This window comes from Cystobacter fuscus (assembly GCF_044360685.1).
Classification (GTDB): Bacteria; Myxococcota; Myxococcia; order Myxococcales; family Myxococcaceae; genus Cystobacter; species Cystobacter fuscus_C.
In genome coordinates this window covers 7,152,969-7,164,634 of sequence record NZ_CP043491.1, presented here as the reverse complement: position 1 = coordinate 7,164,634, position 11,666 = coordinate 7,152,969, and the positions used below count along the sequence as shown (strand labels likewise).

The 11,666-nt window shown below is 67.9% G+C and carries 10 protein-coding genes; 3 read left to right on the top strand and 7 right to left on the bottom strand.

All coding sequences use genetic code 11. From position 1 onward, the window contains the following. Positions 1-4 precede the first annotated feature (4 nt). Entirely contained in the window at positions 5-658 is a 654-nt protein-coding gene (locus F0U63_RS29155; RefSeq protein WP_395834677.1) for a TetR/AcrR family transcriptional regulator, read from the bottom strand. A 104-nt stretch (positions 659-762) separates the two neighbouring features. Here F0U63_RS29155 and F0U63_RS29150 point away from each other — a divergent pair, with 104 nt between their 5' ends. Next, positions 763-2,139 (top strand): carotenoid oxygenase family protein, encoded by a 1,377-nt coding sequence (locus tag F0U63_RS29150; RefSeq protein WP_395834674.1) that lies wholly within the window; start codon positions 763-765, stop codon positions 2,137-2,139. A gap of 61 nt (positions 2,140-2,200) precedes the next feature. Here the strand turns inward: F0U63_RS29150 and F0U63_RS29145 are convergent, their stop codons facing one another. The 3 genes from F0U63_RS29145 to F0U63_RS29135 form a co-directional block, all read right to left on the bottom strand. Continuing rightward, positions 2,201-3,277 (bottom strand): peptidylprolyl isomerase, encoded by a 1,077-nt coding sequence (locus F0U63_RS29145; protein WP_395834672.1) that lies wholly within the window; start codon positions 3,275-3,277, stop codon positions 2,201-2,203. 173 nt (positions 3,278-3,450) lie between these two features. Next, positions 3,451-4,770, bottom strand: a complete 1,320-nt coding sequence (locus F0U63_RS29140; protein WP_395834670.1) for a hypothetical protein — start codon at positions 4,768-4,770, stop codon at positions 3,451-3,453. An 83-nt stretch (positions 4,771-4,853) separates the two neighbouring features. Further along, positions 4,854-5,783, bottom strand: coding sequence for a LysR family transcriptional regulator (locus F0U63_RS29135; RefSeq protein WP_395834668.1), 930 nt, complete (start codon positions 5,781-5,783; stop codon positions 4,854-4,856). Positions 5,784-5,868: 85 nt separating this feature from the next. Between F0U63_RS29135 and F0U63_RS29130 the strand changes: the two genes are divergently transcribed. Continuing rightward, entirely contained in the window at positions 5,869-6,858 is a 990-nt protein-coding gene (locus F0U63_RS29130; protein ID WP_395834666.1) for an MBL fold metallo-hydrolase, read from the top strand. Between the two features lie 23 nt (positions 6,859-6,881). Here the strand turns inward: F0U63_RS29130 and F0U63_RS29125 are convergent, their stop codons facing one another. Continuing rightward, positions 6,882-7,787, bottom strand: a complete 906-nt coding sequence (locus F0U63_RS29125) for a DUF1838 family protein (RefSeq protein ID WP_395834664.1) — start codon at positions 7,785-7,787, stop codon at positions 6,882-6,884. Positions 7,788-7,917: 130 nt separating this feature from the next. Between F0U63_RS29125 and F0U63_RS29120 the strand changes: the two genes are divergently transcribed. Continuing rightward, positions 7,918-8,778 carry an SDR family oxidoreductase gene (locus tag F0U63_RS29120; protein WP_395834662.1) on the top strand — a complete coding sequence of 287 codons (861 nt, stop codon included), beginning with the start codon at positions 7,918-7,920 and terminating at the stop codon, positions 8,776-8,778. A gap of 84 nt (positions 8,779-8,862) precedes the next feature. Here F0U63_RS29120 and adhP read toward each other — a convergent pair whose 3' ends face one another. Together adhP and F0U63_RS29110 are read right to left on the bottom strand one after the other, a co-directional pair. After that, entirely contained in the window at positions 8,863-9,891 is a 1,029-nt protein-coding gene (gene adhP / locus F0U63_RS29115; protein ID WP_002624490.1) for an alcohol dehydrogenase AdhP, read from the bottom strand. Between the two features lie 58 nt (positions 9,892-9,949). After that, the gene (locus tag F0U63_RS29110; protein WP_395834659.1) at positions 9,950-11,479 is read right to left on the bottom strand and encodes an aldehyde dehydrogenase family protein; all 1,530 of its coding nucleotides are present in this window, start codon (positions 11,477-11,479) and stop codon (positions 9,950-9,952) included. Between the last annotated feature and the right edge of the window lie 187 nt (positions 11,480-11,666).

The following is an 11,666-nucleotide window of genomic DNA, read 5'->3' as shown; positions in this document are numbered from 1 at the left end:
GCCCTCAGCGGGAGCGCGAGGGATTGCTCCGGCGCGGTGTGGCGGGGACGTCTTCCCCCGTCACCGCCCGGGCAATCCGCTCCGCGTCCGCGGTGGTGATGCCGAGCGAAGCGAAGACGCCACTGACGAAGAGGCTGGCCACGCCTTGAGCCAGGGCTCGGCCTTGCAGTTGCCGCACCAGGGCATGGGAGGCGGGGAGGGCGGCACCCGAGCGCACCAGGGCCGCCAGCTCCGGCCAGAACGTCTCCATGGAGCCCTTGAGGGCTTCCGGGGCATCGACCTCATGAGACGTCGCCGTGTAGTCGACGTGGGCGGGATCCGTCGCGATGCGGTAGAGGGCCGGGTTCTCCGCCGCCCAGCGGATGTAGGCCACGCCCGAGAGCCGGAAGGCCTCGCCCGGGTCGGTGCTCCCCTGGGTCGCCGCGACCATCGCCTCGCCAAGCCGCCGGTTGCCCTCCTCGGCGAGCGCGCGCAACAGCGCCTGGCGGTCCGCGAAGTGCTTGTAGGGAGCGGCGGAGGACACGCCAACGCGGCGGCCGACCTCGGCCACGGTGAGCGCGTCCACGCCTTCCTCGCGGATGAGCTCGAGGCTCGCCTCCAGCAGGGCGCGCTTGAGGTCCCCATGGTGGTAGGGGCGCGTGGGCGTCTTTCGAGTCATGGGTGGCACCGGATTGGACCGGAAACGATGTCCATTGCAAAGTAAGTAAGACTCACTTACTTTCAATCCCGTCGCGGGTCCACCCTTCCTGAGGAGCAGTGTCGATGAGCAGCCAGAACGCGGTGAGTCCACTGCTGCGGTCCCTCTCGCGGCCCCACGGCTTCGAGCCGCTGCGGGTCGAGGGACGGCTTCCCGAACAGCTCCGGGGCACGCTCTTCCGAGCGGGACCGGGCCTCTTCGAGCGCTTCGGCGCGAGCCTCTCGCATGCGTTCGAGGCGGACGGAGCGATCACGGCGGTGCGTTTCGAGGGCGGTGGCGCGCGGGGCGCCTGCCGCATCGTCGAGAGCGCCGGCTACCGCGCGGAGGAGAAGGCGGGGCGGTTTCTCTTCAACTCGGCGGCCTCGTGGCTGGACCGCATGCGCGCCGCGCGCAACGCCACGGCGAAGACGACGGGGAACACCTCGACCTTCTGGTGGCAGGACCGGCTCTTCGCGCTGATGGAGGGTGGACTGTTGCAGGAGATGGATCCGGGCACGCTGGACACGCTCGAGGCCACGGATCTGGGCGTGGTGTCAGGCGCCTTCTCCGCGCACCCGCACCGCGTCGCCTCGCTGCGGACGACCTTCAACTTCGGCGTGCGCTACGGCCCGAAGATGCTCATCGACCTCTACGCGCTGCCGGATGAGGGAGCCCCCTCGAAGCTCGGCACGGTCGAGGCGCCCTGGCAGGCCATGCTGCACGACTTCATCGCGACCGAGCGGCACCTCATCCTCTTCCTGGGGCCGGTGAAGCTCAATCTCCTGCGCGCGATGATGGGCCTCTCCGACTTCACGAAGCTCTTCCAGTGGAAGCCGGAGCTGGGAGCGCGGCTCATCGTCGTTCCCCTGGACGACATCCAGAAGCCCCGCACCTTCGAGCTCGATGCCTTCTGGACCTGGCACTTCGCGAATGCCTTCGAGGAGGAAGGCGGTCCGTGCATCGACCTGTGCCGCTACCCGGAGTTCTCGCTCGACGGCATCGGCGAGGTCGAGGAGAAGGGAGCACCCCCGCTGCTGACTCGCCTGCACCTGGACCTGAAGACGGGGAGGGTGCGGGAGACGAAGCTCTTCGATGCCCCCTGTGAGTTCCCACAGCTGCACCCGCGGGTGCACGGGGCGCGTTACGGCACGCTCTTCGCGCAGACCGAGCGCCAGGGCGCGGACCGCAAGTACCCGGGGATTACGCGCATCTCGCTCGACGGCGGGAGCGGCGCGGAGTGGGCCGTGCCGGCCGGGCATGTGCCGAGCGAGCCCGTGCTCGTGCCGCGCGGCGAGGCGGAGGATGACGCCTTCGTGCTCGACCTCGTCTACGACGCGGCGAGCGACCACTCCTACGTCGCCGTCCTGGACGGACAGCACCTCGAGGACGGTCCCGTGGCGACCGTGCACTTCGATCACCCCATCCCCGTGACGTTCCACGGGGGTTTCGCCGCCGCGAGCTGAGGCACCCCGGCGTACCCGCTCCCAGAAATGCGGAAACACGGCTGATGCCGGGCGCGGCGTGTCAGGTGCCCGCGTCGTGCACCTGGGCCTTGCTCATGACGTGGTCAACCGCCAACTGATGCCACGCCGTTTGAGTGATGCGGGCGAATTGTTGGGGCTCGGAAGCAAAGACGGCGGTGGCCTTTTCCAGCGGGACACCGGTGGCCATGGCCTCGGCCTGGATGACCTCCAGCACCTTGGCCGGAGTGAGGATGAGTCCGTCACGCTTGCAGATGGCGCCCAGTGCCAGGCTGATGCGCAGCCGCTGCCTGGCCTCGGCCCGGGTCCTCTCGTCCGCCAGCCACGTCTGGAGCGACTCCTCCTGATGCTTGTTGCTGAACTTGAGCTTGGTCACGGAGTGACCCTCGCTCGTGGCCCAGCGCAGGCGGATCTCCTCGTCGACCAGCTCCTCGGGGATGTCCACCTGGGTGCGTGCGGCCACCTCATCGAGCACCCGTTGCTGGCCCTCGAGCAACCGTGAGCGCGCGGCCTCCTGCTGCAGTTCGCGCACCACACCGCGCATCACTTCATCCAATGTTGCCCCGCGGCCAAGGGCCTTGAGGAACTCCGGATTCGTTGGATCGGGGTACTTCACCTCGCGCGCGGCCTGGATGAGGAGGGCGAAGCGCGCGGGTTGACCCCGCAGCGCCTCGATGGGGTAGTTCTCGCCCAGGACGAGCTCCACGAGCACGCTCTCGCCCGGCAGGTGACCCACCCACTGCTCGTACAGGCCCGGCAGGAGGGGATCGGGCGCCAGCGGGAGCCAGACGTCGGTGCGCACGCTGAAGGGGATGAGGCGCCCATTCGAATAACCCGCGATATCGACCAGCACCTCATCACCCCAGGTGATGCCCTCCGTGCGGGAACGCATGCGCTCGGAGGCATGCGCGCGCGCCAGTTGCTGGAAGCGCTCCTGGACCCGCTGCTCGGTGATGGGCTCCGGGGCGGGAACGGTGACGGAGAGGCCTTCCAGTGACGGCGCGATCACTGGGGGCAATTGGACCTCACCACCTTGCGCGGCCCTGCGGGCCAGCGAGGTGTTCATCGGAAGACCGGAGCGCTTCTTGGCGGGGGGCGAGGATTTCTGGTTCGAGTCCACGAAGGCATCCTTCCAGACAAGGACCCTACCCGAGTCGCCGGAGGTCCGCATGAGGCACGGGTCCGCCCGTGCCCCCCTGGCGATGTCGAGGCCTGGGTGAAGTGGCCGGACAGGCCCCGCCCGCTCCTCAGGCCATTCGAGTCATGAGCATGGGCCGTGGCTTCGGCCGTGCTTCATCCATGCCCATTCGCGAAGTTCCTGGCGCCCACCGCGCCCGCGAAGCCCTGAGCCAGCGCACTCACCGCGCCCGCGAAGCCCTGGGCCAGGGGCCCGTATCCACTCGCGGCGCCATGGGCCAGCGAGCCCACCGCACTGGCGGTCCCATGGACCAACCCATTCGGCCCCCCCGTGGCGCCATGGGCCAGCGAGCTCACCGCGCTCGCGAAGCCCTGGGCCAGGCCCCCATGTCCACTCGCGGCGCCATGGGCCAGCGAGCCCACCGCGCTGGCGGCCCCATGGACCAACCCATTCGGCCCACCGGTGGCGCCGTGGGCCAGCGAACTCACCGCGCCCGCGAAGCCCTGGGCCAGGCCCCCATGTCCACTCGCGGCGCCATGGGCCAGCGAGCCCACCGCGCTGGCGGCCCCATGGACCAACCCATTCGGCCCCCCCGTGGCGCCATGGGCCAGCGAACTCACCGCGCCCGCGAGGCCCTGGGCCAGGCCCCCGTGTCCACTCGCGGCGCCATGGGCCAGCGAGCCCACCGCACTGGCGGCCCCATGGACCAACCCATTCGGCCCCCCCGTGGCGCCGTGGGCCAGCGAACCCACCGCGCTCGCGATGGCCTGGGCCATGGGCCCGTGTCCACTCGCGGCACCATGGGCCAGCGAGCCCACCGCGCTGGCGGCCCCATGGACCAACCCACTCAGCCCACCCGTGGCGCCATGGGCCAGCGAGCTCACCGCCCCCGCGAGGCCCTGGGCCAGGCCCCCGTGTCCACTCGCGGCGCCATGGGCCAGCGAGCCCACCGCGCTGGCGGCCCCATGCTGCAGCCCAGTCGACCCGCCCGTGGCGCCATGGGCCAGCGAACTCAACGCGCTCGCGATGGCCTGGGCCAGGGGCCCGTGTCCACTCGCGGCGCCATGGGCTAGCGAACTCACCGCGCCCGCGACGCCCTGGGCCAGGGCTCCCGTGGCCCCCGAATGACCCAACGACTTCGTGGAGTCCTGGTGCGGCGTCCGCGCCATCGCGAGAGCATGCAGGATGCCGCCCGGAACGGTTCCGGACTGAAGCACCCCACTCATCAGTTTCTGGCCGATCCCCTTGTTGGCGAGGCCCAGGACGTTGTTGGCGGTCAGCGCGAGGCTCTGTTTGCCGCTGGCCACGTTCGCGAAGCCATCGTTCTGCCCGAGGTGGGAAAGAGCCTGCTTCACGCTGGTGCTGCCAGAAGCCAGCCCCTCCATGAGCTTCGGGAGCGGCTTGGAGAGCTGCGCCAGGGGCTTCTGGGTGGACGTGAAGAGGCCAGGGAGCTGAGCGCGAATGCGACCGGACATGAACGATTATCGCGCCCGGCCTCGCGAAGTTGCGGATCGTTTCTGCAAGACTTTTGCCAATTCTTGAGAAGGGAGAGGAGCGTCTAGGCGGGAGAGACGCCATTTCGCCGGGCGACCTCGATGAGCTGTTCGCGCAGCCAGAGATGCCCGGGGTCCTCCTGGCAGCGCGGGTGCCAGGCCGCCGACAGCGTGAAGTCCGGGAGAGTCAGCGGCAGCTCGAAGCAGTCGAGTCTGTCGGCGAAGCCCGCCAGGAAGCGGGCGGGCAGCGTACACACATAGTCGGTGGCCTCGAGCACCATGGGGGCCAGGGTGTAGGTGTGGACCGAGACCGCGACGGTGCGCTGGTGACCCTGTTTCTCCAGGTGCTCATCCATGAAACCGTGGAAGCTTCCGCCGACGGACGACACGAGCACGTGCTGGAGCCCGCAGTACTCCTCGAGGGTCAAGGTGCCCGTTCCTCGGGGATGTCCCTTGCGCTGGGCCATCCGGAAGCGCTCGTCGAGGAGCTTGCGCATCTTCATCCCCCGGGGAATCGTCCGCTCCGAGCCGAGCAGGACATCCACCTCGCCTCGCTCGAGCAGGCCCGGCAGGAGATCCGAGCGAGGGCTCTGGAACGAGACGCGGATCCCAGGCCCCGCTCCTGAGCGCAGGCGGTGGAGCAGGCCGAGCCCGAGCATCACCACCGCGTTGTCATTCGCCACGATCGAGAAGACGCGCTGGGCGGTCATCGGATCGAAGACCGGTGGGCGCTTGACGATGCGCTCCAACTCCTCGAGGGCCGCTCGCAGGGGCTCCTTCAACTCGAGCGCGCGGGCAGTGAGGGCCATTCCCCGCCCTGTCTCCGAAGGGACGAGCAGCGGATCCTGGAACACCTCGCGCAGCCGGGCGAGTTGGGCGGACAGCGCGGGCTGGCTGAGGCCCAGCCGGGCCGCGGCCCGCGTGACATTGGCCTGCTCGAGGAGCGTGTCGAGCGAAACCAGCAGGTTGAGGTCCACACCGCGAATATCCAGCATGTTGATGGGTCCCATCCAGGTAATCGATTTCAAGCATCCATGGGGCGTCGGTTATTGAAAATTCATTCAAACAAAGGAGACGTCCATGACGATGAATACATTTCTTGGGCCCGCCACGATGGCGGCCCTCCTCACCGCCGTGACGGGCGGCGTGTTCACGGCGACCGCTCACGCCGCCGCGCCCCAGGTGGGAACCCAGGCGCCGGCCTTCTACCGCATGAAGCTGGGCGACTTCGAGATCACGGCGCTCAGCGATGGCACCGTGTTGCAAGCGACGGACAAGGTGTTGACCAACATCCGGCCGGAGCTGATCGCGCCACTGCTGGCCGCCTCGTACCTCACCGCGCCGGTAGAACAGTCGATCAATGCCTTCTTGATCAACACGGGCTCCAAGCTATTCCTGGTGGATACGGGGGCGGGTGAGCTGTTCGGACCGGGAGCGGGCCACCTGGTCACAAACATGCGGGCGGCTGGCTACGAGCCCGAGCAGGTCGACGCGGTCCTCCTCACCCATATCCACACCGACCATTCGGGCGGGCTGGAGCTGGCGGGCAAGCGCGTCTTCCCCAACGCCTTCGTGTACGCGAACAAGCGCGAAGTGGACTTCTGGCTGAATCCGGCCAACGCGGAGACGGCCTCGGACATCCAGAAGCCTCTTTTCCGGCAGGCGATGATCGCGCTGACCCCATACATCGCGGCGGGAAGACTCGGTACGTTCGAGGCGAACACGGAACTGGCACCTGGCATCAAGACCTTCGCTGCTCCGGGCCATACGCCCGGGCATGGCTTCTACGTCGTGGAGAGCCAGGGCCAGAAACTCGTGTTCTGGGGGGACGTGATGCATCAGGCCGCGATCCAGTTTCTCGAGCCCTCGGTGACCATCAAATACGACGTCGACTCCAATGCGGCGGAGACCCAGCGCCAGAAAGCCTTCGCCGACGCCGCGCGGCAGGGCTACTGGGTGGCGATTGCTCACGTCCCATTCCCGGGCATCGGCCATCTGCGCCCCCATTTCAAGGGCTACACCTGGTTGCCAGCCCACTACAGTCGCGCTCCGTGGGGTGGTTCGCCCTGACGGCCGTGCAGCCCCTTTGGGATTCACGGACAGGAGGGTTTGTACTGCCCGCTGTCCACGAGTTGCTTGAAGTAGCGCCAGCTCGTGGCGTTGCCCTGGCCCGCGGGCCACTCGGTGGGGGCGTGTTGGTACTCGGGGAAGGAGCGGGTGACGTAATCCCGGAGGTGCTGGGGCAGCTCGGCCCAGCCGCCCATCAGCTTGCGGCCATGGGTCTGGTAGATGAGCTGGCCCGGTTGGGAGCCCATCTGCATCCAGGGAAGGTAGGGGCCCACGCGCGTCCAGGAGAGGTCCGCGGGGACGGTGTCGAGCCTCGAGTCCTCCAGCGCGGCGCGCGAGACGTAGAAATTGAAGAGCTCGGCGGCCTGGTAGAGGTTGCCGCCGGAGTAGTCCGGGTACTGCGCCACGGGCAGCGGCGAGGGGTAGGCCAGGAGGATGTCGGTGCTGTAGACGACGCGATCCCCGTCCTCGGTGTGCGCCAGCAGGGACGTCTCCTTCTCCCCGAAGCGGTTGTTGACGGGGTCGTTCCACACGTGGACGACGGACACGGACCTGCCGTTGAGCGGGTTGTTCCAGCACTCGAGGATCTCCCCCGTGGTGGGGTCTTCATAGAAGGAGGCCTCGCGGCTGAGCTGCTGGTAGCCCTCCGCCGTCTTCTGGAAGCGGGTGATGTTGTAGCCCTCGAGTTTGAAGAGCACCTTGTTGCTCTGCGTGACGGGGAGACTGCTCTCCTGGACCGACGAGTAGATGAAGCCGGTCCAGTAGAAGACCACCTCCTGCTCGGGATCGAGCGAGCCGCGCGTCTTCACGAAGCCGAGCAGGGTGTCCCCCGGCTGGGACAGATCGAGGGGCGCGCGCGTCTCGGTCTCGCCACACGCCAGCGCTCCCGCGAACGTGAGCGCGTACACCAGGGAATGAACGTTTCTTGCCATGTAGATCTCCTGCACGAGGGGTGGTGGGTGCGCACCGTAACGCACGCGCCCCACCCGCCAGGATGCGCGCGGGCCCACCGGCGCATTATAGAGAGCCCTCGGCGCTGGACCTTCTGGAGGATCTCACCGGATGACGCTGGGAAACATGCAGGGCAAGGTTTGTCTCATCACCGGAGCCACCTCGGGCATCGGACTGGAATCGGCCCGGGCGCTCGCGGCGCAAGGGGCCACCGTGGTGCTGTCGGGCCGTGACCCGGGCCGCGGCGAGGCCGCGCTCGCCGAGGTGCGCCGCACCGTCCCCGACGCGAAGCTCGACCTGATGCTCGCCGACCTCACCTCACTGGCCTCGGTGCGCAAGCTCGCCGGGGACTTCCAGGTGAAGTACTCGCGGCTGGACGTGTTGCTCAACAACGCGGGCCTCATCCTCAACGAGCGCAAGCTGACGGTGGATGGCTTCGAGACCACCTTCGCCACCAACCACCTCGCGCACTTCCTGCTCACCCACCTGCTGTTGGACCTGCTCAAGGCCAGCGGCGCCTCGCGCGTGGTGAACGTCTCCTCCGAGGGCCACCGCCTGGGCTCGCTCGGCTATCTCGACGACCTGCAGGGCGAGCGCAGGTTCAACGGCATCCTGGCCTATGACAACTCGAAGCTGGCCAACGTCCTCTTCACGCGCGCCCTGGCCCGGCGCCTGGCGGGCAAGAAGGTGACCACCAACAGCCTGCACCCGGGCGTGGTGCGCAGTAGCTTCGGCCTCAACAACCAGGGCTTCTTCAAGTTCATCTTCCAGATGGCCGGCCCCTTGATGATCTCCGCCGAGAAAGGCGCGCGCACCTCGGTGTACCTGGCCTCCTCACCCGAGGTGGAGGGCGTGAGCGGCAAGTACTTCTCCAAGTGCAAGGTGGCCCGCGAGTCCAAGGCCGCCCAGAGTGACGAAGGCGCCGAGAAGCTGTGGCGCAAGAGCGCCGATCTGACGGGCGTTGGATGCTGATGCACGAGCGCACCCGGGAACCAGGACGGGGGAGGGGCGGCCTCGAACGGAGGCGCGCCCACGGCCTGACCTCCAGCCCCTACGTCATGCGCCCAGGTCCAGCACCACGCGGCCCTCGATCTTGCCGGCGTGCATGCGCTTGAACACGTCGTTGATGTTCTCCAGCTTGTCGGTGGACACGGTCGCCTTCACCTTGCCCTGCGCGGCGAACTCCAGCGACTCCTGCAGGTCCAGGCGGGTGCCGACGATCGAGCCGCGCACGGTGATGCCGTTGAGCACCATGTTGAAGATGGGCAGCGGGAAATCACCCGGAGGCAGGCCGTTGAGCGAAATCGTGCCGCCGCGGCGCACCATGCCGAGCGCCTGCTCGAAGGCCTTCGGCGACACCGCGGTGACCAGGACGCCGTGGGCGCCGCCAATCTCCTTCTTGAGGTAGGCCGCCGGATCGCCCTCGCGGCAGTTGACGGTGACGGTGGCGCCGAGCTTCCTGGCCAGTTGCAGCTTGCCCTCGTCCACGTCCACCGCCGCCACGTTCAGACCCATGGCCCGCGCGTACTGCACCGCCATGTGGCCGAGCCCACCGATGCCGGAGATCACCACCCAGTCCCCGGGCCGGGTATCGGTGACCTTGAGGCCCTTGTAGACGGTCACGCCGGCGCACAGCACGGGCGCGATCTCGGCGAAGCTCACCTTGTCCGGCAGGCGTCCGACGTAGTTGGCGTTGGCCAGCGCGTACTCGGCGAAGCCACCGTTGACCGAGTAGCCGGTGTTCTTCTGCTGCTCGCACAGCGTCTCCCAGCCCCCCAGACAGTGCTCGCAGTGGCCACAGGCGGAGTACAGCCAGGGAATGCCCACCCGGTCGCCTTCCTTCACGTGGGTGACGCCCTCACCGACCGCCACCACGTGGCCGACCCCCTCATGGCCGGGAATGAACGGCGGACTCGGCTTGACCGGCCAGTCGCCCTCGGCGGCATGCAGATCCGTGTGGCAGACGCCGCACGCGTGGATCTTCACCAGGATGTCGCCGCGCCCGGGGCGTGGGACTTCCACCTCCTCGATCCGCAATGGCTTGCCGAACTCACGGACGACCGCGGCCTTCATGGTCTTGTTCATGTCTGGCTCCCTGTTTGTCTGTAGATGAAACGCTGCGGGTGGATGCTCCGGTGACTGCCTAGAAGAAGCCCAGTGCCTTGGGGGAGTAGCTGACGAGCAGGTTCTTGGTCTGCTGGTAGTGGCTCAGCATCATCCGGTGGTTCTCCCGGCCGATGCCGGACTGCTTGTAGCCCCCGAAGGCCGCGTGCGCCGGGTACTGGTGGTAGCAGTTGGTCCAGACGCGGCCCGCCTGTACTTCACGGCCGACGCGGTACGCGGTCGACGCGTCACGGGTCCACACACCAGCGCCGAGGCCGTACAGCGTGTCGTTCGCGATCTTCAGCGCATCGTCCAGATCCTTGAAGGACGTGACGGAGACGACCGGTCCGAAGATCTCCTCCTGGAAGATCCGCATCCGGTTGTGGCCCTGGAAGATGGTGGGCGCGACGTAGTAGCCGTTCTCCAGCTCACCCCCATGGCGCAGCCGCTCGCCGCCGAGCAGCAGCTTCGCGCCCTCCTGCTTGCCGATGTCCACGTACGAGAGGATCTTCTCGAGCTGATCGTTGGAGGCCTGGGCGCCGAGCATCGTGGCGGTGTCGAGCGGGTTGCCGGTCTTGATCTTCTTCGTGCGCTCGATCGCTCGCTCCAGGAACTCCGCTTGGATCTTCTCGCTGACGAGCGCGCGCGAGGGGCAGGTGCAGACCTCGCCCTGGTTGAGGGCGAACATGGCGAAGCCCTCCATCGCCTTGTCCGCGAAGTCATCGTTCCTCGCGAAGATGTCGTCGAAGAAGAGGTTGGGCGACTTGCCGCCGAGCTCGAGCGTCACGGGGATGAGGTTCTCGGACGCGTACTGCATGATGAGCCGGCCGGTGGTGGTCTCGCCAGTGAAGGCCACCTTCGCCACGCGCTTGTTCATGGCGAGCGGCTTGCCCGCTTCCACGCCAAAGCCGTTCACGATGTTCAGCACGCCGGGCGGGAGGAGATCTCCCACGAGCTCCGCGAGCATGAGGATCGACACGGGGGTCTGCTCCGCGGGCTTGAGCACGACGCAGTTGCCGGCGGCGAGCGCCGGCGCGAGCTTCCACGCGGCCATGAGCAGGGGGAAGTTCCAGGGGATGATCTGCGCCACCACGCCGAGCGGCTCGTGGAAGTGGTAGGCGACCGTGTCCGCGTCCAGCTCCGACAGGCTGCCCTCCTGTGCGCGGATGCAGCCGGCGAAGTAGCGGAAGTGGTCCACCGTCAGAGGCAGGTCGGCGGCGAGCGTCTCGCGGATGGGCTTGCCGTTGTCCCACGTCTCCGCGATGGCGAGCTTCTCCAGGTTCTGCTCGATGCGGTCCGCGATCTTGTTGAGGATGAGCGCGCGCTCGGTGGGCGAGGTCTTCCCCCAGGCTGTCTTCGCGCGGTGCGCGGCGTCGAGCGCGGCCTCGATGTCGCTCGCATCCGAGCGGGGAACCTCACAGAACACGCGGCCGGTGACCGGCGAGATGTTCTTGAAGTACTGGCCCCGCTTCGGTGGCGTCCACTCGCCCCCGATGTAGTTGGCGTAGCGGGACTTGAACTGGACTGGCGAACCCGACGTGTTGGGGGCGGCGTACACCTTGCTGGACATCTGCGCTCCGGGGGTAGGGGCCGCGGAATCGCGGCGGGTCCTGACTCCCTTGTGCAGCGTGCGTGCCGGGCCTTTCTCCTCTCAGTGGGTGTCGCGGGTTGGAGCGGAAGCGGTCACTCGCACGAGTCAGTTGCAGCGTTTCGCGACATGACGCGCGACGTCACATGAAATGGCGCGGGGCGGGCGT

What these genes read in the sequence shown, in the direction of transcription:
- F0U63_RS29110 (WP_395834659.1), bottom strand. Translation starts at nt 11,479, where the DNA reads ATGTCCAGCAAGGTGTACGCCGCCCCCAACACGTCGGGTTCGCCAGTC.
- F0U63_RS29135 (WP_395834668.1), bottom strand. Translation starts at nt 5,783, where the DNA reads ATGCTGGATATTCGCGGTGTGGACCTCAACCTGCTGGTTTCGCTCGAC.
- F0U63_RS29155 (WP_395834677.1), bottom strand. Translation starts at nt 658, where the DNA reads ATGACTCGAAAGACGCCCACGCGCCCCTACCACCATGGGGACCTCAAG.
- F0U63_RS29130 (WP_395834666.1), top strand. Translation starts at nt 5,869, where the DNA reads ATGACGATGAATACATTTCTTGGGCCCGCCACGATGGCGGCCCTCCTC.
- F0U63_RS29140 (WP_395834670.1), bottom strand. Translation starts at nt 4,770, where the DNA reads ATGTCCGGTCGCATTCGCGCTCAGCTCCCTGGCCTCTTCACGTCCACC.
- F0U63_RS29120 (WP_395834662.1), top strand. Translation starts at nt 7,918, where the DNA reads ATGACGCTGGGAAACATGCAGGGCAAGGTTTGTCTCATCACCGGAGCC.
- F0U63_RS29125 (WP_395834664.1), bottom strand. Translation starts at nt 7,787, where the DNA reads ATGGCAAGAAACGTTCATTCCCTGGTGTACGCGCTCACGTTCGCGGGA.
- F0U63_RS29150 (WP_395834674.1), top strand. Translation starts at nt 763, where the DNA reads ATGAGCAGCCAGAACGCGGTGAGTCCACTGCTGCGGTCCCTCTCGCGG.
- adhP (WP_002624490.1), bottom strand. Translation starts at nt 9,891, where the DNA reads ATGAACAAGACCATGAAGGCCGCGGTCGTCCGTGAGTTCGGCAAGCCA.